This window comes from Lacisediminihabitans sp. (assembly GCF_036404185.1).
GTDB lineage: Bacteria > Actinomycetota > Actinomycetes > Actinomycetales > Microbacteriaceae > Lacisediminihabitans.
In genome coordinates, this window is sequence record NZ_DASWPB010000052.1 from 16,417 (window position 1) to 39,067 (window position 22,651).

Genomic DNA, 22,651 nt, shown 5'->3' on the forward strand with positions numbered 1-22,651 from the left:
GGGTGCCTCGTCCCCGCTTCGACCTTACCAGCGAGCCCGGCTGCCCCGCGAACGGGGGTCAGCCCTTGGTGCCGGCAATTCCCGCCGCGGCCGCCCAGATCGATATCGGCGAGTTCTTCGTCGGGACATACACCCGCGCCGAAAGCTCGCGACGAGCCGGGGATATCGTGCCGAAACCGTCGGATGACTGCTCGTCCAACCATCTGGCCAACGATGCGGAATCGGGCTGAAGATCGCTCTCCGTGCACAGTTGCTCGCCGACCTCGTTGAACGGGGGGCTGTCGGCGTCCCGCATGATCGCGAGGGGCTTACCCGTGGCCGAGTAATAGGCGATGATCGAGACCCCGTCGGTGACCAGAGCGTTCGACCGGATGATGTCATCGACGAAGGTCGAGGTGGACAACGTCACGTTGCCCAACGCCAGCAGAGAGCGGAGAGTCCCTTCATCCGTGTCGTCCGGATCGGCGTCGGACGCGCTGACCTCGACGAATTTCTCGAGAAGCAGCGGATGCGGTCGTGCGAGCAGTCGAATAGCGGGATGCTCCCGGAAGAAGTCGTAGAGCGGACCGACCGCCTCACGCCAGCGGGAGAACCCGCGGGCATTCTCGAACCAGGTCGAGGTCCAGTGCGGTGCCCACAGGAGCGTCGTAGGCGTGTTCTCGGTCGCCGGCGCCCTCGAGAGCCTGCTGCGCAACTCGAACATCAGGGGATTCCCGGCGACCACGATCCGGGACGGATCGTTCCCGTGCTCGATGTACTTGCGCCGGTTGAACTCCGATTCGGCGAGCAACCAGCGGCAGTTGTGGAGCGTGGGCAGCTGATACAGACCCTGCTCCCAGGTCGAGAGCGTCGCCCCATAGCCGGCGAAGCACATCCTGTCGCGCTTGCTGCTCTGCCAGAACCATTCGGGGTAGTGCTCGGGATACGGGGTCTGCAGGAAGATCGCGGCCGGGTCCTTCTCCGCGTAGTGCGCCTCGAGCTCGTCGACATCGGTGATGGTCTGCATCGCATGTCCGGCCATCAGGTCGGCGTTCTGCTCTGCAGATGCCGAGGACAGTGTGTGCGGCGGCGTGAAGAGCAGCCAACAGACCTCGAAGCCGGCCGCCACGGCCTGGTCAGCGACGGCGACGAGGTGCTCAGAGGTCTGCAGCGGGATAGAGGCCAAGCAGATGTGCGGCGGCGATTGTGACGGCAGGCGCCGGAACGCCCTTCTGAGCAGGGATGTGATCACTCGCGACTCTTCGTTTCCTCGGTGATTCTGTCCGGACAGTGGCTAATCGACCGAGCGATGACGCGTGCGTCGGTCGAACAGAATCGTCATCACAAGGAGCGGGGCGATCAGACCCATGAGCTTGAGAGGGATCAGGTATCGTGCCTCGACGTGGACGATCGCAAAGGGAGCAAGAAGCGCGGCTGCGATCAGCGGAACTATCAGGAGGCTCCAACGTCCTCGGGCCGCTAAGAGCACGGCACTGATGAGCGAAAGGACGAAGAGGCCCAGATACAGGATTCCTTGTGGCGGGTTGAGGTTGGAAGAGGCCGAGTAGGTGATTGGCCCGGTATTGAAGTTCGTTTGCACGTGACTGTATGAATCCCGCTCGTCAACAAACCACTGCCTGGTCACGAACGAGATGCGATTTCCGGCGAATTTGAAGGGATGCTCCACGATAGCTCGGATCAGGTCTGTGCGAAGTTCTGCGGAACTGGGGACCTTGCCACCGGCCTCTTCTCGATGTACGGTCGCGCACGTCGTGGGGTCCAGGTCGCATCCGATCGTTGAACCGCCATCCAACATCCATTGAGGGATCTTGTCCGTCCGGGGATTTTCCCACGTGTGCTGATAGACGAGGTCTTCAGTCGTCACGAAGGCCAGTCGTCCTTTTGTCTCTAGGTTGTATGAGGCATAAGGCTGCATGAGCATGAGGATGCCGATGAAGGCGACGGACAACATGACAGCTTGAGAGATCAAGCCCGAGCGCCCAGTGCTTCGTTTACGACGGACAAGGACAAGTATCCAGAGGAGGGCAGCGACTACGGCTAGGACCCAGGGGATCAGTTGGTAGGAGGCACGCAGATAGATGCTGGCCGCGAAGGAGACTCCCGCGAAGATCCCATCCCGGAGCCATATGGGGAACGGCGCCTCTGATCGCGCTCTATTGACTATGAGGAGCAAACCGGTGAGAAAGAGCGCGGCAGCGAGACCGTCTGCGTAGAAGAGACCTTCGTCGAACATCCACGATTGAAAGGGTGATGTGGCCAAGATCAGGAGTTCCGCAGCGACGACGATGCCCGCATTTTTTGCACTGTTCATGAATGGTCGCGTCAGGAGCGCGAGCGGGATGCTCCAGACGAGCGTCGTCACTAGAGCGATCGTCACCCCAAACGGCCATGGCGACAATCTGACGACCAAGCCATCGAGCCAGACCATGCCGGGCGGCCAAAGGTTCAGGACCCAGGCCCACTCCGGAGTGCTGCGACCATTGGCGATCAGGTTCTGAGCCGCCTGCAAATATGATCCATCATCGGCGAAGCCAAAGATCTTGGACATCCGATCGGCGGAAAGGCCAAGGGTCACATACCCATGAGTCGTGTTCAAACCTGTGAAGAACAGGCAGACAAATACAATCGCGAGTTGCAAAACCCAATTCTGGATCGTTCTATATCGAGGTGGAAGGATTCGTGAGACGACCGTCTCGAAGCCGCCAGGCATGTTGCGGTCCATCGACGTCATCGAACCCACGCCGTCAAAAGGGTCACCACTGCGTAAGAACCGATCAGCAAGGCTATGGACAAGCCCAAGGAGAAGAACCTACGCATTCTCCCCACCTTCGTCCGTTGACACCGCTTTCAGCAAATCCTGGCGTTTCACCACGTAAGCCGGTTTGTGCATGCTTCGGAAATGTTGGCGCCCGAGGTATTCGCCGATGATGCCGATCGTGAGCATCTGGGCGCCAGAGAATAGTGAGATCAATGCAATGGTCGTGGTGAAGCCCGCGACTGTCGTGTCTCCCACCAGATATCGAATGAGAACGACAATGAGAAGGACGATGCCTAGCCCCCCGCACCCGAATCCCAGCCATGTCGCCAATTTGAGCGGGACGACCCCGTAACCGGTGATCATGTTGAACGCATGACTCGCAAGCTTGGCGAGGCTATAACTCGAGTGACCCTCCTCTCGCTTATTCATCGTGACCCGCACCGGTGCGACCGAAACGGTCGACCACGAGAGCAGGACGTCGAGGTTTAACTGCGGGTCGTCCACCAGCGCGAAACCCTCTCTGAGTTCCGTTCTGAATGCTCGGTAGGCACCTACCCACCGGGCATTGGGCACCCCCGCCAGCGCAAGCGAGCCCTTGACAAAACGGGATGCTGTAGACCGGAGCGCTCCGTGCTCTTCCTCTTCGGGGACGGCGTAGACGAGGTCGATGCGTTCGTCTTCGAGCATGCTGAGAAGTTTGAATACCTCTTCGGGCGGATGCTGAAGATCATCGTCCATTGTGACGATCGTGTCGTGCCGCGCGGCACGTATCCCGGCAAGCAACGCGTTGTGCTGGCCAAAATTACGTGTGAATTCGATGACGTGAATGGCGGGCGCCTTCGCAGCTGATTCGCGGGCGACGACGGCGGTGTCATCTGGGCTTCCGTCGATGACGAGTATCAACTCCCAGTCGTCGACGGCCCGAGATTCCACCAGGAGGTCCATCGAAGCCGTTATCCGCTCGACGAGTTCGCCAAGCGTCCCGCGGGAACGATAACAGGGCACAACCACGGTGACTTTCATGAATGCCTTTCTTCGTCCCGTGCGGGAGCCGAGCTTTCGGATGCCTTCACTTGAGAGGACGTCCTGAAAGAAAAAAATCGGTGCGAGACGAATGATCCGACGCTGACGACCACAATCGAGATGACCTGCGCAACGAACGGATCGAGGTGGGCGAATTCCACCAGCAAGGGTGTGAAGACGATTCCCGCAATGGCCCCTGCAGACCACACCGAGAGGAAACGCACAAAATCGATTCTTATGGATCCTCGCGATTGAAAGACAAACACACGATAGACCGGGAAGGCCAACGCGATCGTGACCACCTGCGCGGCGAGGATCGCCAGGAAATACTGCCAGCCCAGGAGGAGCCCCAATGCCAGGAGTCCCAGATAGACGAGAGACACGGATCCGGCAGAAGCGAGATAGCGGAATGCTTGCCACGCTGTTCTGCGTTGTTTATCGCTGAACTGAGGCATACCACTCCTGAAGACATGACAAGGCGACGCTCCATAGCATCTGTCGACTTTGAGTGTATCGGGACGAGTGAATTCAGCCGGGCGGGTGGTCGACAGCGGTGCACTCGGGCGGCCCAAATATTCGTGAAATACTTGCTTTTATGGTGCTCCCTGTAATCCCTTTCAGCAGGCCATTTCGCTCTCGAAACGAGCTGAATAATCTCTCTGCGGTGCTCGACTCAGGACACGTGCATGGGGACGGCCGCTTCACGGTCTCGTCGACTGAGAAGCTCAAGGACATCACCGGCGCGGAGCGGGTCTTCTTGACGTCCTCGTGCACGCATGCTCTTGAGATGTCCAGCCTTCTGCTGGATCTGCGAGAAGGTGATGAAGTCATTCTGCCCAGCTTCACATTTCCTTCCGCTGCAACAGCGGTTGCGCTGATGGGCGCGGTGCCGGTTTTCGTCGATATCGATCCGCGAAGCGGCAATATTGATACGTCCCTGATAGAACGCGCAATAACCCGAAGGACCCGTGCTATTTCTGTCGTCCATTACGGCGGGGTTGCCGTGGAGCTCGATGAGGTCCTGTCCATCGCCAAAGACCACGATCTGGCGATCATTGAGGACAACGCCCACGGGCTCGGAGGTTCATGGAAGGGCAGGAGCCTCGGCACAATCGGGACCCTTGGTACGCAGAGCTTCCATGACACCAAGAACGTTCATTCAGGCGAGGGAGGAGCGCTTTTGGTGAACGACAGGGCGCTCACCGAACGTGCCGAAATAATCCGGGAGAAAGGGACCGATCGATCGCGTTTTTTGCGCGGGCAAGTGGACAAGTACACATGGGTCGATGTGGGCTCGAGTTACCTGATGAGCGAGCTGAACGCGGCAGTCTTGGACTCGCAGCTTGAGCAGTTCGGGACCATTCAGGAACAGCGCCACAGTGTGTGGAACCGTTATCAAACCGAATTGGCAGAGTGGGCGGAAGCCTCGGGTGTCCGGCTCATGCAGGTCGGCGAGGATCGATCGCATACGGCACATGTCTTCTATCTGGTGATGCCCGATCACGATGCGCAAATGGCGCTTCTCGGCAGCCTCCGAGACAAGGGCGTCATCGCGACTTTTCACTACATCCCGCTTGATTCCAGCCCTGCGGGCCTCCGCTTGGGGCGTACGCCCTATAGCTGCGATGAAAGCCTTGATTTTGCATTGCGGCTGGTTCGTCTCCCGCTCTGGGCGGGGATGCCAGAGGAGAGCGTGGCTCGTGTCATCGACGGCGTTAAGGCTTTTCGTACCCTCACGACCGGCGCCTACTAGGGATGGGATTTTCGGGACCCTTGGAGGGACAAGTCTCCAGCGCCACAAGTCGGAGCGAGTCCGACCGGTTCGGAGTGATAACTGATCGGATCACAGTTGGAGCTTTCGATACACACGATGACCGACAGGCGCGGGTCATCGCGGCAGAAGTGCAGCGCCATATCGAACGATCTCGGGCGAAGATCATCATTCTCCGCTATCCGGCTGATTTCGTCTCCCTGTTGAAGTCGGTTGACATTGGAACTCGTTCCGTTTATCCGGGAGGATCGCTGGCGTATTGGGAAGCATGTCTCGCCGACAGCGGTTTCAGCGACCCGGACGTTCTCGAACTCGGCGCCGAGGAGCGCCATTCATGGATGGGCGAGGTCGAATCGGTCATAGCCGATTCGTTCCTCGGATACATCAATCACTACGCAAGCAATCCGTTGATCAGCTCGGACCTCATCGCGGATGGATACGCCGAGTGGGCTCGTAGCACTCTGAATGACTCTAGGAATCGATTGTTCGTCGTGAACCACGAGGCCCGCGTGGCCGGACTGGCTGTGGTTCACGTGGACGGGGACATTTGGGACATCGAACTGGCGAGTATTGCCACTCCGTTCCAACGTCGCGGGCTCTACCTAAGGCTTGTTCGCCAGATCCTCGATGAGGGAGCCCGGACGGGTGTCTCACAATTAGTGATCTCGACTCAATCTCACAATATCGCGGTTCAGCGCGCGTGGATCAAACTGGGTTTCCGCCCGATCGCCTCGATCGAAACGGTCCACCTCGTGGACGGCAATCCGCCGGCTCTTTCCTAAGACTGGTGCGGACTCGCGCGAAGTGAGCCCAGGTGGTCGCCGCTCAGGATCGATCAGGCCTCAAGCCAGCAATTCCTCGGGAATGCGGCTGAGCGCGTCGGCAACCTGATCGATCTGTCCATCGGACATCCAGGGCCCCATCGGAAGGCTCGTGACCTGATCGGCGAGAGTGTCGGCGACCGCGAAGCGCCTCTCGCGAAGCTCTGCGCCGAGGACCCGCTGAACCGGCTCGAGACGGTAGGCGGCGTAGGGGTAATGGACATCGGTCGTGACGCCGTTTTCGGCCAGGAAAGCGCGAAGGCCGGCTCGGTCGGGTGATCTGAGCACAAAATGGTGCCAGACGCTGTCAGAGACGTCTCTCGGCCCGACGACGCTCGATGCCCTCTCCCCGAGACCGCTGAAATATGTCGTCGCGATCTGCCGTCGACGGCTGTTCCACTCGTCGAGATGCCGAAGCTGCAGCGAGAGGATGGCCGCCTGCATGGCATCGAGCCTGCTGTTCCAGCCGCTGTCGACATGGTCGTACTTGGTCGCACCCTGGCCGTAGGAGCGTCGGCTTCTCACCCTGGCCGCCAGTTCTCCGTCCGACGTGGTGACGGCCCCGCCGTCCCCCAGCGCTCCGAGGTTCTTGGTTGGGTAGAAGGAGAAGGCGCCCGCGGTGCCGACTGCTCCGGCCATCCCCGCCGGAGACGAGGCGCCATGGGCCTGCGCCGTGTCCTCGAAGACGTCGAGCCGGTGCCGCCCGGCGATCTCGAGAATGGCCTCCATCGGGGCTGAGCGACCGTAGAGGTGAACGGGCATGATCGCGCGGGTCCGCTCCGTGATGGCGGCCTCGAGCGCGGAAGGGTCCAGGTTCGCGCTCTCCAGCGAGACGTCGACGGGAACCGGTGTCGCGCCGATCTGGATGACGGAGAGGATGGTGGCGAAGAAGGTGAAGGCCGGAACGATGACTTCGTCGCCCGGCCCGATGTTCCTCGCCTCCATCGCGAGGCGGAGAGCGTCGAGGCCGTTGCCCACTCCCACGCAGTGGTCCACTCCGAGGTAGTCGGCGAACTCCGCTTCGAAGCGTTCCACGAGCGGGCCGCCGACGAAATAGCCGCCGGCGATGACCTCCTCGATCGCTCCGTGGATCTCGGTTCCCCTGTCGCGGATGTGCGAACCGAGGTCGAAGAACGGAACCGTGGTCATGAATTCGCCCAGGCGATGAACTGGTCGTAGTCCCGGATGTAGTCGCTCGGGTCGTACTCCTCCGAGGCGAAGATCAGTGCCGTCGATCCGGCGGAGAAGTCTTTGAGCGTGCGCCAGTAGCCCGGCGGGACGGTCAAGCCGGCGTTCGGGCTGCTGAGGAGGAATTTGGTCTTCGTGCGGCCGTCATCGAGTTCCACCTCGAAACTGCCCGATACCGCGACGATGAGCTGATGAAGCATCTTGTGGGCATGCGACCCACGGACGGCGTTCGACGGGACGTCGTAGAGGAAATAGACGCGCTTGATGGGGAACGGGAACGGCGAATCCTTTTCGACGACGCCGAGTGCGCCGAGTTGGTCCCTCACTTCGGGCACAGGAACGATAGTCGGAACGGACCAGTGACTCATGGGCACGACCCTAGCAGCAATAAGATTACTCAAATGGCAAGTCAGAGCGACTGTGCCGGAACAGCCGTGCAGTGAAGCAAAATTGATCCGCCGTTACTGGGAGACCATGTTCAAAACGCAGCTCTTCGTCCGAGTCATGAGGGCGATCAGGCGGAGCTTGGGCATCCGTTCGACGACTGCCTCAGCGCGCTGCGTTGACGCCGTTCGCAGCTATCTCGCGCGGTCATATCCGCATGCTGATCCCAAGCGGATTCTCGGTATCATCGCGATGCACGGCGTCGATCGGATTCCTCTCGAGCTCCTGATAGGGGGGCAGCAGGACGACCCCTCCTCTGCCGGGGCCGAAGAGTCGCTCGGCCGGGCGCTGACTTCGAGGCGCGGACGTTACGGGGATCCGCATCCCCTCTTCTCGTCCGCCTTCTATGAATGGAACAATCCCGATGTCGCCGCTTCCGGCGTCGCCCCGTGGCTTCACTATCAGGTCTTCGGACATCGGGAGGCGCGCTCGCCGCATCCGCTTTTCGACCCCGCGTACATGAGCCAGTGGCTGGGGGAGGCCTCGTCGCGGACCGTGGTGGACGAGTACCTCAGAACTCCCGAATACTGGAGCATCGTCACCAGTCCGTACCTCGATTCCCAACGATTCCTTCTCGAAGCCGAATCGAATGTGGAGATCCCGCCGCCCCTGCGGATTCTGTCCGAGGCGCATCCGGAAGCGTGGCTGAGCTTCAAACTCATGCTGATCGATGCGGCATCGCCGGACGCGACGATTGCGAGGTTCACGGGCGCCGTCTTCCTCGTCTCCCGTCATCCCGATCTTCCTTGGCGCCGTCTCGCCACGTGGAGCTATTCGACCGGACCGTCAGCCGGGGAAGCCGACGGAGGACGCTTCACCGTGGTCCCCGGTTACCTTCTGGCCTCGGAGGAGACGGTGATCTCCCAGATCGGAGGTGAAGCCGCCAGCCCCGACCTCACGATCGTCAGGCTGGAGACGGAATATCTGGGGCTGTCCGGCCTGTCGTGGGAGCACGTCGACCGGCTTGTCTTTGTGAGGTCCGACCTCGGTCGTTCGCGCGCGGAGCAGCTGATCGGCCACGAGACGCGGACGGTGGCGGTCGCTCCGAGATCGGCGGCTCAGGGGAGGGCCCTCTCGTCGCTGGTCTCCAGGCTCGGCCTCGCGAACGTCCTCGTCCTTCCTTACGGTTTGCAGATCAATATCGAATCCGAAAAACTCGTAGTCGTGGATGACGAGCCTTCGGCGATCGAGAGTTGGAGCTGGTCCACGCCCGCGGAGGCCGCGACGGTCACCTTCGTGATTCCTTCGTCGGAGGCGGTCGACGCATCGACCGTTGCGGAGATCGATGCCTGGCTGTCACGCGGTGCATCGCTGTTGACGGTGGACGAAGCGGATCTTGGACTCTGGCCGCACCTGCTGGACCGTTCCCACGTCGTGGTGCATCCGTCCTTGATCGAACAGACCCGGATGCTCGTGGACGGTCGTTCACTCCGGCTATTGGCGAGCGGTTCAGCTTCATGAGCCCGCGATTCAGCACCACCGGAGTCATCGCGACCTACAACCAGAGCGCCTTCGTCGCCGAAGCCGTCGCGAGCCTTGCCGATCAGGTCGATGAGCTGGTGGTGGTGGATGACGCCTCCTCCGATGACACCGTCGCCGTGCTTGGGGGACTGCCCCATTCGAACCTTCGTCTCGTTCGCAACGAACGTCGCCTCGGGGTCTCGCGGTCCTTCAACGTCGGCGTCGAGATGGGCACGGGGGAGATCGTTGTCATCCAGGGAGGGGACGACCGGTCCACGCCCGACAGAGTAGAGCGGCAGCTCCGGTCATTCGACGATCCGCACGTCGTCCTCAGCGCCAGCGTTCCGAGGGTGCTCAACGAGTTCGGTGCGGTTCTGCCCGATTGGTGTGCGTCCGAGTTCTTCCCCGATACGAGGATCCCTGACACGCTTGTCCATCTCTTCTCGCTCGGCAATCTGATCTGTGCGCCCTCGGTCTCCCTGAGACGTTCCGACTATCTCGACCTCGGCGGATTCCACGCCGGCCTCGACCATCTGCAGGACTATCACCTGTGGCTTCGGCTGGCTGAGCGAGGGACCTTCGACATCCTTCCCGTTCCGGTGGTGGAGTACCGCAAGCACACGACGAATCTCTCTCGAGTCCATCTCGACATCGATTCTCCCCGTTCACGTCGGATCTGGACGGAGACGGAGTTCGTCCTCACCGATTTCCTGGAACGTTCTCGCCCCGAGACCCTCGTCAGGCTGGGGGCCGCCGGAGGGGTGGAACCGGAACGGTTCTCCCGGCTCGTCCACGAGGAGCAGGTCGGCCTGCTCGAACTCCTCCATCAGAACCGCCTGCTGGTGCGCCGAGGCCTCGCCTTCGTCCTGCGCCGGCTTGGCGAGAAGGACGGAGAGGAGTCGCTCGCGCGCATGGGGCTGAGCGTCGAGGACGTCGATCGTCTCGCAGTGCGCGCCGATCCCATGAATGGGGAGGACGTCGGGCGCGCGCTCGCGGTCAGGGAGAAACTGGACGAATCCTCGACACGAGGGGAAGCGCGGAAGAACGCCGCGAGAAGGGGAAGGACGGCATGACCATCCACGCCGGTGCCACGATAGATCCCGGTGCGACCGTGGCGGAGAGCGTCACGGTCTGGCAGGGGACCCACGTTCGTTCCGGCGCGGTCATTGCGGCGAACACCAGCCTCGGTCAGTACGTCTACGTCGGCCCGGGAGCGCGAATCGGCGCCGGTTGCAAGGTGCAGAACGGCGCTTACATCTATGAGCCCGCGGAGATCGAGGATGGTGTGTTCATTGGTCCACGCGTCGTCTTGACCAACGATCGTCACCCCAGAGCGATCATGCCCGACGGCCGTCAGAAGGGGCCGGACGACTGGGAGCCCGTGGGGGTGACCATTCGGCGGGGAGCATCCATCGGTGCGGGTGCCATCTGTGTCGCTCCCGTGGAGATCGGGCGGTGGGCGACCGTCGCGGCCGGTTCCGTCGTTGTCGATGATGTTGCCGACCATGCTCTGATGGCCGGCGTCCCCGCTCGGAGGATCGGATGGGTCGGGCGCTCGGGAGTGACGCTCCGGAGAAGTGGCGGGCTATGGATCTGCCCGGTGACGGGCGAGGCCTATGAGGAATCCGCGGGGGAATCCTCCATTCGCCGCATCGATCCGACGACCACCGGGCTATAAGGATGAGACTCCGTCCCGAGCCGTATCGTGCTTTCCGTGAATCATTGGCGAAGCCGGTCGCCGATTATTGGCGGACCAACGACGAGAACGCGCGCGAGTCGGCCAGACATATCCTCCGCGAATTCGTGGCGAACAATCGGCAGCGCAAGACCAGGTTCGAGCTCTACCTCGATGGCTGGATCGCGCCTTCTCTCTCGCAGCGGCTGAGCATTCGCCGTCTCAGACGGGTGAACCCCGGCTACCGGATCACCCTGCGGCGGACCATCCGTGCGGACGTCGCCGAGAGCCTGGGCACGAGACGGACGAGGCTCGGATTCCGGGTCATCGTGTCTGTTCGGAAGGGCGTCGCGTTAGCCCCGTTCGCCTTCGGCGCCGTGGAGAGATTCCGGCAGCTCGTGCCGTTTCCTGGATCGAATGCGGAGGTCGAGGAGGCGTTGACGCAGAGCTATCCGCAGTCGGGCGTGCCGTCCATTCGTATTCCCGAGGAGGGGGAACGGCCGGTTCACGGCTATCTCGATTCGATCACCGAATCGCCGCGGATCTCGGACATCGATCCCGGGACCTGGATCGCCGGTTTGGCCAAGGAACGCCCTCGGGAGCTCTACGAGCTCCTGGACGACGCGAGCATGGTCGACACCGCGCAATCCGTTGTCGCCGCCATCGCTGACGCCGACACCGATCCGGAATGGGCGGACAGATTCGAGATGCTGGCCCATGGCTCGATCGCGCGTCGGCGGTCCGCTCTGAGGGTCGTCGATGTGAGACGGCCGACGCCTGCCGCAGCGGTCGTTCCCGGATCGGCTCGGCCGTTGCCCGTCTGGGCAAAGGAAGGTGCGCAGTTGCGCGCGCATGCCGGACGGGATCGGATTCCGCACGTCGAACAGAGCTGGCTTCACCTGACGGATGCGCTCGTTCAGGACGGCGGAACCGTTCTCGTCGGCGACAGTCTCATCGCTTACGAGCCGGCGGCGGATCCGGCGCTGGACTTCGTCGCGGGTCAGTGGGATTCGGTTTACGGCAGTCAGAGCAGAACCTCGCGCGCGCTCGTCCGGCGGCGGAATCTCGCGAGACGACGCCATCCTGAAGGGATACTGCTGAGCGGCCGGAACGATAACAACTGGTATCACTGGTTGATCGAGTATCTGCCACGGGCGATGCAACTCGACCCGTCGATCTCCGACGAGGTACCTTTTGTGGTGAGCGAACGGACGCCGCAGGCCGGAATCGACGCACTGTCGTCGTTGTCCCCTCGCCCGGTCCTCCGCATCGACTCCCGCCTGGCCCATCGCTTCGATCGCTTGCATGTCCTTGCGCCGCCCGTGCAGATCCTCGACACCACGCGCGTTGCGTGGTCGCGCGGGCTGAGTATGAATCCGGAGCCGCTGGCTGCCGTGCGTCGGGCCTGGCTCGGAACCGATTCGCGGCCGCCGGGGAAGCGCATCTTCCTCCAGCGTCGTTCGGCTCACCGCGGTCTCGTCAACGAGGACGACCTCATCCCCATCGCCGAGGCACACGGTCTCACGGTCGTCGACCCTGGCCGGCTGACCTGGGCTCAGCAGGTCGACCTCTTCTCCCATGCCGCTCTCGTGGTCGGTGCGAGCGGCGCGGTGATGGCCAATTACCTGCTGATGGGGCAGGGGAGCGAGGTGCTCGCCATCACTTCGGAGCAACTCCATGACTTTGTCCTGCCGGCGGCGATCGCGCAGTTGAACGACGTGGGGTTCGGCTATGTCCTCGGGGCGGGGACGGCCGGCCTTCGTGACTACGACAGTCGCAATCCCTGGCTGCATTCCGACTTCCTCCTCCCGCCACAGCGCTTCACCAGAGCCCTCCGAGAGTCCATCGATCGCATCGGCGACAGGTTCGGCTCGTGATCGTCACGGTCGGTTCCGATCAGGCTGTCGCTCCTGACGACGGTCCCGTTTTCCTGTTCGACCTCGACGGCACGCTGACGAGGGAGGAGCTGCTCCCGCTTCTCGCCGATGAGATCGGGTTGGGCGGCATGCGAGAGCTCACGGATCGCACGATGCAGGGCGAGTACGGTTTCGATCAGTCGTTCCGCATGCGCGTGGACATGCTGAGAGACGTCCCGCTCGACGTCGTCGCGGAGATCGTCAGGTCTGTCCCCGTGAACGAACAGCTGATGGGGTGGATCAGCGAGCGTAAGGAACGCTGTTGGGTCGTCACCGGCAACCTGGATTGCTGGGTGGAGCCCTGGCTGGACAAATGGGGTCTTCGGGGATTCACGTCGACGTCCATGCTCACCACCAGCGGGATCGGGATCGCGCCGGGCGGGGTCCTCGACAAGGCGACGGTACTGCCCCAGTTCTCCTCGAACTTCACCGCGATGGCCGGGGACGGTGCGAACGATGCCGGCATCGTGATGGGAGCCGACTTCGGAATCGGCGTGCAGATCATCCACACGATTCCCGACCTCCTGCTGTCCGCTGCCGATTGTGTCGTCAATAGTGAAGGAGCGCTGTGTCGGATTCTGTCACGGTTGTGATCAATGCCGCCGGACTGGGAACGCGGCTGGGCCTCGATCGTCCGAAGAGCACGGTGGAGATCAACGGCAAGCCGATCCTCGGGTGGCAGCTCGATCTCCTCGAGGGCGTCGATGTCGTTGTCGTCGCCGGTTTTCAGTCCGCCACGATCATCTCCTACCTTCGTGAGCACCGGCCGGACGTCCCGGTCGTCCTCAACCACGATTTCCGGTCGACCGGAACCGCCGCCTCGCTTGCGCGAGGTGCGCGACTCGCGGGCGACTGGGTCATCTCGCTGGACGGCGATCTACTCGTCGCGCCCGAGAGCCTCGCCGCCTTCGTGAACGGCCGGTCGAGGCTCGTCGGCTTGACGCGCCGGGTGTCGGAGACCCCGGTGGGCGCCCTCTTGGATGCGCGCGCCGAGACGGTGAAGGAGATGGGCTTCGGTCTCGAGAGCGATCTGGAATGGTCCGGCCTTCTTCGCTTCCCCCGGGAGGAGGTTGTGGGATTCGGGAGAGGGCACGTCTTCGAGAGTCTGCTGCCCCAGCTCCCGCTCCCCGCCTCGATGGTCGACTGCGTGGAGATCGACGAACCGGATGATCTGCGGCGGGCATCGAAATGGCTATCCGAGCGCACGGCGCACGGCAAATGGAAAGAGCAGGTCTGAGATGGACAAGGACATCGTCAAGGAGTTCTGGCGCAAGCGCGCTCTGACCGGGCACACGCGCTGGACGGGGGACGGGATGCTTGCGTTCGACCAGGCCCTCCTCCGCCCGCTGGTCGGAGATGACACGCGGATCCTCGATCTCGGGAGCGGGTTCGGCGAGTTGTCGCGAAGCATCTGCGGCCCCGGTGACAGCCTCGTGGCCGTGGACCAGGAGCCGGGGATGGCCGCGGGCTTCGAAGGAGACGATCGTTTCGCTTTTGTGCACTCGAGCGTCGTCGACTACGTTCCGGAGGGGAGATTCGACCTCGTGCTGCTTTTCGGCGTGATCACCCATCTCACGGAAGAGGAAGAGGAAGCCGTCTATTCGGTCATCGTGAGTGCGCTCGCCACCGCCGGTGTCGCCGTGATCAAGAACCAGTGTTCCGACGGCGCGGATCTGACCGTCGACACCTACTCTGAGGCCCTCGGAGCATCCTATGTCGGGCGGTATCCGTCCGTGGAGAGCCAGCGGAGCCGGCTCGCTCGACGGTTCGGAAGCGTCGAGATCGTCGAGTATCCGCCGGAGCTCAAGATGCACCGGAACAGCAGCCACGTCGCGTTCGTGTGCCGCGAGCCGCGCTAGGCGCCGGCGCCACCTGCATCGTCGAAGACGCCGGCGGACTGCGCGGCCGAGAGTGCGGCTCGCCAGTTGCGCATCGGTGAGAGGCCGACCCTCGCCCACTCCTCGTGGCCGAGCACCGAATAGTCGGGACGCGGTGCCGGACGCACGAACTGCGCGCTCGTCGTCGGTGTGACCCTGTCCGGGTCGAGACCGACCACCCGGAAGATCTCCTTCGTGAACTCGAACCAGCTGGCCTCGCCGGCGTTGGTCGCGTGATAGATGCCCGCAGGGGCCTCCGAATCGAGCAGTTCGACGATCTGTCGCGCGAGATCCGCCGTCCAGGTCGGCTGGCCCAGCTGATCGGTGACGACGCTGACCGTGTCGTGACTCGCGGCGAGCCGCAGCATCGTCTTGGCGAAGTTCGGTCCGCCGGCGCCGTAGGTCCAGGCGGTGCGTACGATGTAGGTGCCGGTCGGATGCGCGGCCCAGGACAGGCGTTCTCCCTCGGCCTTTGTCCGTCCGTAGGCAGAGATGGGGGCGGGCGGCGTGTGCTCGGCGTAGGGCGCTGTCGCGGACCCGCCGAAGACGTAGTCGGTGGAGATCTGGACGAGCCTGGCGCCGTTCTCGGCGGCCGCGATCGCGAGATTCTGCGGGCCGATCGCGTTGACGGCGTAGGCCTCGTCCTCATGCGTCTCCGCGTCATCGACCTTCGTATACGCCGAGGCGTTGATCACGACGTCGTGGCCGGCGACGGCGGCGCGAACGGCGGCGAGGTCGGTCACATCGAGGTCCGCGTGCGTCAGCGCGCTCACCTGACGGCCCGATAGGGCCGACCGGAGATCCTGGCCGAGCATGCCGCCGGCTCCGACGACGAGATACCGGCTCACAGTGCTGCTCGTGCCTTCAGCGGCTCCCACCAAGCGCGGTTGTCGCGGTACCACTGCACAACGTCCGCGAGTCCCTGCTCGAAGGGAACCTGCGGCTCGTACCCGAGTTCGTCCTGGATCTTTGCGATGTCGACGCTGTAGCGCAGGTCGTGGCCCAGCCGATCCTGCACGCGGTCGACGTAGGACCAGTCCTTCCCGGTCGCATCCAGCAGCAGCTGAGTGAGCTGCCGGTTGGTGAGCTCGGTTCCGCCGCCGATGTTGTAGATCTCACCGGCACGTCCGCGGGTGAGCACCATGGCGATGCCGCGGGTATGGTCGTCGACGTGCAGCCAGTCCCGGATGTTGTTGCCCTCGCCATAGAGGGGAACGTGCTTGTCGTCGATGAGATTGGTGACGAAGAGCGGGATGACCTTCTCGGGGAAGTGGTACGGGCCGTAGTTGTTGGAGCAGCGGGTGATCGAGACGTTGAGGCCGTGGGTGCGGAAGTAGCTGCGGACCAGCAGGTCGCTGCCGGCCTTCGAGGCGGAATAGGGGGAGTTCGGCTCGAGCGGACGGGACTCGTCCCACGAGCCCTCGGCGATCGAGCCGTAGACCTCGTCGGTGGAGACGTGCACGAACCGCTTGAGGTTCGCGCGCAGGGCGGCGTCGAGCAGCCGTTGGGTGCCGAGGACGTTGGTCTCCACGAAGATGCCGGAGTCGCGCACGGAGCGGTCCACGTGGGACTCGGCAGCGAAGTGCACCACCGCGTCGACGGTCGGCATGAGCCGGTCGAGCAGGTCCGAATTGCGGATGTCGCCCTTCACGAAGCGATACCGCGGCGAATCCGCTATGGGCGCGAGGTTCTCCAGATTTCCGGAATAGGTGAGCGCGTCGAGGACGACGACCTCGGCGCCCTCGAGCCCCGGGTAGGCATCCTGCAAAGTCCGTCGTACGAAGTTGGAGCCGATGAAGCCGGCACCGCCGGTGACGAGGATTTTCACGGGGTGGGTCTCCTTTAGGTCGTGACGAGGACGATTGTACCGGGAGCCCGCGGGAGAAATGCGGCTGGGCTCCCCGGTCCGAGCGGTACCGATGGCTAGTATCGAGCAGAGGTATGTCGAGACGGCATCGGGGGGTATGGACGTGAGAATGATGAATCGCAGCCCGGGGAGGCGTGCATTGACGCGTTTCACGACCATCGCGGTTGCCCTCGCCCTCACGGTGGTCGGGCTGGTCGTCGTGCAGCCGGTCCAGCCGGCCCAGGCGCTCTCCGGCTCTGATTTCCAGCCCGGCTACATCATCGATGACTCGCAGTTCTACGACGCCAACGGGATGACCCAGGCGCAGATCCAGGCATTTCTCGAATCTAAGGAACCGGGGACGTGTGGAAACTCCCTGTGTCTGAAGAATTATCGGGAATCGACCGATGCGCACGCGGCCATCAAATCAACGAGCACGGGCAACACGAGGTGCGGAGCGTATCCTGGCGGCACGAACGACCTCGCATCGACCATCATCTTCAAAGCTCAGCAGGCGTGTGGAATCAGCGCAAAGGTCATTCTCGTGACGCTCCAAAAGGAGCAAGCGCTGATTACCAATCTCACGCCTTCCGCTCCGGCAATGCAACGGGCAATGGGATATGCGTGCTCTGATACGGCGCCCTGTGCGGTGGATTCGCTCGGCTTCGGCAAGCAGGTCTACAAGGCGGCGTTGCAGTTCAACACCTACAAGGCGGCAAAGTACCTGGGACAGCCAGGCCTTCAAACGATCGCCTACGCGCCCCCGTATCTGGATAACGGCGTTCTTAAGGATTGCCCATCTGTTACCGTCAACGTTCTCAACTACGCGACGGCGGCTCTGTACAACTACACCCCCTACACTCCGAATGCTGCGGCGCTTGCGAACCTGACGGGGTCAGCTCCCCCTTGCGGTTCGTACGGTAACCGCAACTTCTGGGTGTTCTACAACAACTGGTTCGGAAGTCCGGTGGGCAACCCTTCGGGAGCGCTCCAGTCGACCACCGTCGGCAATAACACGGTGACCGTCTCCGGCTGGGCGGTGGACGCCGATGTGCAGTCCGCGGCCATCAGCGTTCGGATAACCAGTAACGCGGGATGGACTCAGGTGGTGACCGCGAACACCTCGAATTCGGCTTCCCAGGCGACGTTCCCCGTAGCGGGCACGAACCATGGTTTTTCGGCGACGATCCATGCCTCGGTCGGCTCTCAACAGTTGTGTGCATATGCCGTCAATCAGGGTTTGGGGGCCGACGTCGGGATCGGCTGTGCCTCGGTGAGTGTGCCGACGTCGCTGACGAGCACCCGGATCCAGGGAACCGATCGATACGACACAGCCGTGCAAGTCTCGAAGAAGACGGCACCGGGAGTGCCGGTGGTCTACGTAGCATCTGGTGAGAACTACCCCGATGCGCTGAGCGTGGCTCCTGCTGCGGCCAAGCAGGGCGTGCCCTTGCTCCTGGTCACCGGCGCCTCGGTCCCGACCGCGGTTCGCGCCGAGCTGACACGGCTTCAGCCGCAAAGGATTGTTGCTGTAGGAGGAGTCGCCGCGATGTCGGATGCGGTCGTGGCAGATTTGAACACCATTGCGCCGACAACTCGTATCAGCGGCACCGATCGATACAACACCTCGATAGAGGTAGGCAGGGTGCTGGGGGCCGATCGCTCAGGTAAGGTCTATCTGGCCGCCGGTTCGAACTTCCCCGACGCCCTCTCCTCCGCTTCGTCGGCCGGGTTCAAGGATGCGCCGCTACTGCTGGTTGATGGGACTGCCGCCTCTGCGTCTGCCGCGTTGGTCGCGGCACTGCAGAGCTGGGGGGTGACAACCGTCACCATCATCGGCGGCACCTCCGTGGTGACCGATCAGTTCTTGGGCTCGGTAAGAGGGGTCCCCGGGGTGACCGCCGTCAATCGGCTGGCCGGAGTGGATCGTTACTCGACCTCGATCGCTGTGAACGCCGCCACCTACCCGCATCCCACAGCGGCCTTCATGGCAGCGGGCACGGCATTCCCTGATGGACTTTCCGGTGGAGCTCTGGCCGGCAAGCTGGGCGTTCCGATGTTTCTCATTCCCGGGCAGTGCGTGCCCAACGGGGCGCTTGATCAGCTGATCGCCGCGGCGCCCATGACCGTGACTGCGCTGGGGGGGACCACCGTTCTGACGGCCGCCGCTCAGGCGTTCGCTCCCTGTTGAGCTCAGACCCTGGTCTTCGCTCGCGGCGATGAGATCCTGTTGACGCCCGTCAGCCAGGGCGCAAGCGGGGTTCGAAGCACGATGAGCGACAGGGCCCACGGGATGGTCAGCGCCGCAAGGAATCCGAGCTTGCGACCGTGCTCGGGCGTGTTGAGGAGCCACAGGACCGCCGGATGAGCGAGCACGACCAGCATCCCCCCGGCGGCAAGTCTGATCGACAACCGGGAGAACCATCCCGGGAGTCGCGGCATGACCGCTTCCAGGACTAGGACAAGGCCGATGTCGATCATGAGGCCGACGACGACTCCGAGGACGGGAACGCCGAAGTTGCCGTTCTTGATGTCGAGTCGGGGCGAGATCGAACTGGCGACCAGGATCGCTGCGACGACGATGAGTGCCGTTCCCACGACGGCGGGATGACGGACGCTGTGGCGGTGCGCGCGGAAGAGACGCCCGGCAAGCACAAATGACAGGCAGGGCACCGCGAGCCCGATTCCCAGCGGGGTGGTCGAGAGCCATGTTCCGTCTAGGTAGGCGACAGCCAATCCCGCCGCCGCGATCGCCCACTGCGACCAGAGAGGCAGCCTCTCCACCAACCGGTAGAGCAGCGCGGAGAAGAACAGCACCGAAACGAACCAAAAAGTGGTGAAGGGGCGGATCGCAAGCCCCCCTCCATAGAGCGGCCCCAGGAGAGCTCCCGCATGCAGATTCCCGCCCAGCTTCAAGAGGATGCACAGCGCCGCGAGCAAGATGACGAGCCACACGACGTAGGGCCTCCCGAGGGTCGCCCAGCGTTTTGCCAGCTCGGTGCGGAAGGTACGACCGCCGGTCCACAGATATCCCGTCAGCAGGAAAAACAGAGGAACATGCCAGGGATATACGACCGTACCGACGGCGGTGTCTCCCCAGACATGGCCAGCCACGACGGCCACGATGCCCAGGACACGCGCGGCATCGATAGCGGCGGAGCGACTCGACGATCCGCGTTGAGCGCTCTGCAAGTCCACGGATCCCCCCACGACATTTTCTTCGGGCAGCCTATCCTGGGCCGACCGAATTGCTTTTCACGGCGGCCGGGCGATAGATTCCCCGTTATGAGCGGAGAAGCTGGTCCCATTGATGTCCCGGCTCCTCGGAGGATCGTCTACACGGCGCTCATTGGCAGATACGAACAGCTCAACGAGCAGCCGATTGCGGCCTCCAGCGACATCGACTTCGTCTGTTTCACCGACGATCCGGATCTGCGCAGCACCAGCTGGTCGATCCGCCTCATCGAGCCGAGATTTCCCCTGGATTCCATCCGGAGCGCACGCTATCTCAAGGTGCTCGGATACCAGCTGTTCCCCGACCACGATGAGACCCTCTGGATCGACAACAGCGTGAGACTGACGGTCGACCCCCGGGAGCTGCTCGGCCGTTGGTTGGCCGATGCCGACATCGCGTTGCCGCATCACAGCTATCGGACCAGCGTGATCGGAGAGTTCGACGCGGTGGCGACCGATGGCTACGACGACCCGGCACGGGTCTATGAGCAGCTGATCCACTATTCGACGCTGAGGCCGGCCGTCCTCCACGAACAGCCGTATTGGACGGCTTTGCTCGCGCGGCGACGCACCGCCGCGGTGTCGGAGGCGATGCGACTCTGGAACGATCACATCCTCCGCTATTCACGGCGCGACCAGCTGTCGATCAATTTTGTGCTGGATGCCGCGAAGGTGGCCGTCACGGCCGTCGACATCGACAACATGAGCTCCGAATGGCATGAATGGCCGATCCGAGTGGACAGGAAGTGGGCCCGCACCCAGGACCGCATGGCGGACGCTCTCCGCGTGCCGGGTGCGGACATCGGGCGGCTGGAGAACTCTCTGACCCTGGTGCAGCAGCAGCTTGCCGTGCTCAGGGATGAGAACGAGAGCCTCAGGGGGGCCTTGCAATCGGCCGAGGGTGCGGCCCAGTCCGCGGAAAACGCGGCCCGCGCGTATCGGAGCAGCACCTCCTGGAGGCTGACCGCCCCCCTCCGTGCATTCGGCAGACGCCGATCCTGACTAGCCGTCGAGCAGGGCAGGGATATGGCGCGGGTTTTTCAACCAGCGGTAGAAGCTCTCCTTGTAGTCGAACAGCGCATGGCCTTGGTCTAGCTCGCTGAGGACGAATTGCACGGGGGCATCGACCATGGTCAGACGCCATCCGCTGGCCTGAGCGAGCCGGCTCATCCAGATGTCTTCCATGAAGAGGAACCGCATGGGGATCCTGGTGAAGAACGTCCGCCGGCCGACGATGGCGGAGTCGCATATCGCACCGCCGGTTCCCACATGCATCGCGGAGGCGCCGGACTCCACCACCTGAGTTCTATCCCAATAATCGCCCGAGTTGTTCCACGCCCACACGCCGGCGATCGACCGGGGGATCCAGGCGGCGATCAAAGTCTCCACGAAGTCGCGATCGAAGTTCTGATCGTCGTCCATCATGATGAACGGCCCGGTATAACCGTGACGAACCAGCTCGGACATGGCCACGAAGCGCCCCATCCCACCGATGTTGATGGGTGAACTGTGCAATTCGATCGAGGTGAGTGACCCTTCGCTCCTATAGGAGGCGATGACCGACCGGTAGAACTCGTCGTCCAGCGGGTTGTTGTTCCATAACACCAGACGGAGGGATCGGGAGGTGCGTTGAGCATCGATGATCCTCAGCACATCGGCCAGGCGCTCCGGACGGTTCCAGAGGCAGACGACGATGGCCAACGCCTCGGGCCTCGGCGCATCGCCAAATCGATCGAAGACGATGTCCCCGTGCAGGACTCGGTGGTACGCGCGCCTGAGACCAGCGTCGCGTCGGCCTTGCCGGGCTCTGGTGGCAGCCACCTCGGTGCGCCGTGCCAAGCGTCGGGCGATGCCGTGCACGAAACGAGCTGGTTGCTCCAGGTGCAGCCGACGGAGCGTTGACAACACAAAGGAGCGTTGCGAGATGGCGGTTCCTTTCTCGAACGGACGACGACGGCAATAGTCTGACATTTCCGGGCCGCCGCCGCTCAACAGGTCGGCTGGGTTGCCATTGGTAGACTCCCTGCGTGCAGATCCGCGAACTTTCGATCCCCGGCTCATACGAGATAACTCCCCGCCAATTCCGCGATGATCGCGGGGTATTCATGGAGTGGTATCGCTTCGACGAGCTCGAGGCGGTCCTCGGTCACCCGCTCGATCTCCGCCAGGCGAACACCTCGGTGTCCCGGCGCGGCGTGGTCCGAGGGATCCATTTTGCGGACGTTCCACGCGGCCAGGCCAAATACGTGACGGCGACACGGGGAGCCGTTCTCGATTTTGTCGTCGATATCCGGGTCGGGTCGCCGACCTTCGGGCGCTGGGACGCCGTGAGGCTCGATGACGTCGATTTTCGGGCCATCTATCTCGCGGAAGGCCTCGCTCACGCCTTTGTCGCCCTGACCGACGATGCAACGGTGACCTACCTCGTCAGCGACGTGTTCAATGCGCCTCGGGAGCATGGAATCAACCCGCTCGATCCGGAGATCGGCTTGGTTTTCCCGGAGGAAGCAGGAGATGCCGTGCTCTCTGCCAAGGATGTCGACGCGCCCTCTCTGGCGGAGGCGGAGGCAGCGGGCCTTCTGCCCAGATGGGACGACCTGCAGACCTTCTACGCCTCCCTCAACGGTGGCCGATGAC

General features: G+C 63.0%; 22 protein-coding genes. 12 read left to right on the forward strand and 10 right to left on the reverse strand.

Going from position 1 to position 22,651, the window contains the following annotated elements; translation table 11 throughout:
- Positions 1 to 58: 58 nt before the first annotated feature.
- The 4 genes from VGC18_RS02690 to VGC18_RS02705 all read right to left on the reverse strand — a co-directional run bounded on the left by VGC18_RS02690 (position 59) and on the right by VGC18_RS02705 (position 4,236).
- On the reverse strand, positions 59 to 1,165 hold the full coding sequence (locus tag VGC18_RS02690; protein ID WP_331093952.1) for a hypothetical protein: 1,107 nt from the start codon (positions 1,163 to 1,165) through the stop codon (positions 59 to 61).
- A 108-nt stretch (positions 1,166 to 1,273) separates the two neighbouring features.
- A complete protein-coding gene (locus tag VGC18_RS02695) occupies positions 1,274 to 2,638 on the reverse strand; it encodes a hypothetical protein (RefSeq protein WP_331093954.1) in 1,365 nt (454 codons plus the stop codon).
- A gap of 171 nt (positions 2,639 to 2,809) precedes the next feature.
- A complete protein-coding gene (locus VGC18_RS02700) occupies positions 2,810 to 3,781 on the reverse strand; it encodes a glycosyltransferase family 2 protein (protein ID WP_331093956.1) in 972 nt (323 codons plus the stop codon).
- The gene (locus VGC18_RS02705) at positions 3,778 to 4,236 is read right to left on the reverse strand and encodes a GtrA family protein (RefSeq protein ID WP_331093958.1); all 459 of its coding nucleotides are present in this window, start codon (positions 4,234 to 4,236) and stop codon (positions 3,778 to 3,780) included. Before VGC18_RS02705 ends, VGC18_RS02700 begins: the two co-directional genes overlap by 4 nt.
- A 140-nt stretch (positions 4,237 to 4,376) precedes the next feature.
- Here VGC18_RS02705 and rffA point away from each other — a divergent pair, with 140 nt between their 5' ends.
- Positions 4,377 to 5,534 (forward strand): dTDP-4-amino-4,6-dideoxygalactose transaminase, encoded by a 1,158-nt coding sequence (gene rffA, locus VGC18_RS02710; protein ID WP_331093960.1) that lies wholly within the window; start codon positions 4,377 to 4,379, stop codon positions 5,532 to 5,534.
- Between the two features lie 74 nt (positions 5,535 to 5,608).
- Positions 5,609 to 6,334 carry a GNAT family N-acetyltransferase gene (locus VGC18_RS02715; RefSeq protein ID WP_331093962.1) on the forward strand — a complete coding sequence of 242 codons (726 nt, stop codon included), beginning with the start codon at positions 5,609 to 5,611 and terminating at the stop codon, positions 6,332 to 6,334.
- 60 nt (positions 6,335 to 6,394) lie between these two features.
- Here the strand turns inward: VGC18_RS02715 and VGC18_RS02720 are convergent, their stop codons facing one another.
- A complete protein-coding gene (locus tag VGC18_RS02720; RefSeq protein ID WP_331093964.1) occupies positions 6,395 to 7,522 on the reverse strand; it encodes a DegT/DnrJ/EryC1/StrS family aminotransferase in 1,128 nt (375 codons plus the stop codon).
- Positions 7,519 to 7,896, reverse strand: a complete 378-nt coding sequence (locus VGC18_RS02725; protein WP_331093966.1) for an FdtA/QdtA family cupin domain-containing protein — start codon at positions 7,894 to 7,896, stop codon at positions 7,519 to 7,521. Before VGC18_RS02725 ends, VGC18_RS02720 begins: the two co-directional genes overlap by 4 nt.
- An 85-nt stretch (positions 7,897 to 7,981) precedes the next feature.
- Here VGC18_RS02725 and VGC18_RS02730 point away from each other — a divergent pair, with 85 nt between their 5' ends.
- The 7 genes from VGC18_RS02730 to VGC18_RS02760 are packed head-to-tail and all read left to right on the forward strand — an operon-like array spanning position 7,982 to position 14,916.
- Positions 7,982 to 9,466 carry a hypothetical protein gene (locus tag VGC18_RS02730; protein WP_331093968.1) on the forward strand — a complete coding sequence of 495 codons (1,485 nt, stop codon included), beginning with the start codon at positions 7,982 to 7,984 and terminating at the stop codon, positions 9,464 to 9,466.
- Positions 9,463 to 10,539, forward strand: coding sequence for a glycosyltransferase family 2 protein (locus VGC18_RS02735; RefSeq protein WP_331093971.1), 1,077 nt, complete (start codon positions 9,463 to 9,465; stop codon positions 10,537 to 10,539). Before VGC18_RS02730 ends, VGC18_RS02735 begins: the two co-directional genes overlap by 4 nt.
- On the forward strand, positions 10,536 to 11,144 hold the full coding sequence (locus VGC18_RS02740; RefSeq protein WP_331093973.1) for an N-acetyltransferase: 609 nt from the start codon (positions 10,536 to 10,538) through the stop codon (positions 11,142 to 11,144). Before VGC18_RS02735 ends, VGC18_RS02740 begins: the two co-directional genes overlap by 4 nt.
- Positions 11,145 to 11,188: 44 nt before the next feature.
- Positions 11,189 to 13,018 (forward strand): glycosyltransferase family 61 protein, encoded by a 1,830-nt coding sequence (locus tag VGC18_RS02745; protein WP_331093975.1) that lies wholly within the window; start codon positions 11,189 to 11,191, stop codon positions 13,016 to 13,018.
- Positions 13,015 to 13,650, forward strand: a complete 636-nt coding sequence (locus VGC18_RS02750) for an HAD-IB family phosphatase (RefSeq protein ID WP_331093976.1) — start codon at positions 13,015 to 13,017, stop codon at positions 13,648 to 13,650. Before VGC18_RS02745 ends, VGC18_RS02750 begins: the two co-directional genes overlap by 4 nt.
- Positions 13,626 to 14,294: an NTP transferase domain-containing protein gene (locus VGC18_RS02755; RefSeq protein ID WP_331093978.1), complete on the forward strand. Its 669-nt coding sequence runs from the start codon at positions 13,626 to 13,628 to the stop codon at positions 14,292 to 14,294. The genes VGC18_RS02750 and VGC18_RS02755 overlap by 25 nt, the downstream gene beginning before the upstream one ends.
- Position 14,295: 1 nt before the next feature.
- Positions 14,296 to 14,916, forward strand: coding sequence for a class I SAM-dependent methyltransferase (locus VGC18_RS02760; protein ID WP_331093980.1), 621 nt, complete (start codon positions 14,296 to 14,298; stop codon positions 14,914 to 14,916).
- Here VGC18_RS02760 and rfbD read toward each other — a convergent pair.
- Together rfbD and rfbB are read right to left on the reverse strand one after the other, a co-directional pair.
- Positions 14,913 to 15,782, reverse strand: coding sequence for a dTDP-4-dehydrorhamnose reductase (gene rfbD, locus VGC18_RS02765; RefSeq protein ID WP_331093982.1), 870 nt, complete (start codon positions 15,780 to 15,782; stop codon positions 14,913 to 14,915). The genes VGC18_RS02760 and rfbD overlap by 4 nt on opposite strands.
- Positions 15,779 to 16,762, reverse strand: coding sequence for a dTDP-glucose 4,6-dehydratase (rfbB, locus tag VGC18_RS02770; protein ID WP_331093984.1), 984 nt, complete (start codon positions 16,760 to 16,762; stop codon positions 15,779 to 15,781). The genes rfbD and rfbB overlap by 4 nt, the downstream gene beginning before the upstream one ends.
- A gap of 148 nt (positions 16,763 to 16,910) precedes the next feature.
- On the opposite strand from rfbB, the gene VGC18_RS02775 reads away from it, so the two are divergent.
- Positions 16,911 to 18,971, forward strand: a complete 2,061-nt coding sequence (locus VGC18_RS02775) for a cell wall-binding repeat-containing protein (RefSeq protein WP_331093985.1) — start codon at positions 16,911 to 16,913, stop codon at positions 18,969 to 18,971.
- A gap of 2 nt (positions 18,972 to 18,973) precedes the next feature.
- Here the strand turns inward: VGC18_RS02775 and VGC18_RS02780 are convergent, their stop codons facing one another.
- Positions 18,974 to 19,978, reverse strand: a complete 1,005-nt coding sequence (locus tag VGC18_RS02780) for an acyltransferase family protein (protein WP_331093987.1) — start codon at positions 19,976 to 19,978, stop codon at positions 18,974 to 18,976.
- Positions 19,979 to 20,065: 87 nt separating this feature from the next.
- Between VGC18_RS02780 and VGC18_RS02785 the strand changes: the two genes are divergently transcribed.
- Positions 20,066 to 21,016, forward strand: a complete 951-nt coding sequence (locus VGC18_RS02785; RefSeq protein WP_331093989.1) for a glycosyltransferase domain-containing protein — start codon at positions 20,066 to 20,068, stop codon at positions 21,014 to 21,016.
- On the opposite strand, the gene VGC18_RS02790 is transcribed toward VGC18_RS02785, so the two are convergent.
- Complete coding sequence (locus tag VGC18_RS02790) at positions 21,017 to 22,075, reverse strand: hypothetical protein (protein WP_331094036.1); 1,059 nt, start codon at positions 22,073 to 22,075, stop codon at positions 21,017 to 21,019.
- Here VGC18_RS02790 and VGC18_RS02795 point away from each other — a divergent pair.
- Complete coding sequence (locus tag VGC18_RS02795; protein ID WP_331093991.1) at positions 22,042 to 22,650, forward strand: dTDP-4-dehydrorhamnose 3,5-epimerase; 609 nt, start codon at positions 22,042 to 22,044, stop codon at positions 22,648 to 22,650. The genes VGC18_RS02790 and VGC18_RS02795 overlap by 34 nt on opposite strands.
- Position 22,651 lies beyond the last annotated feature (1 nt).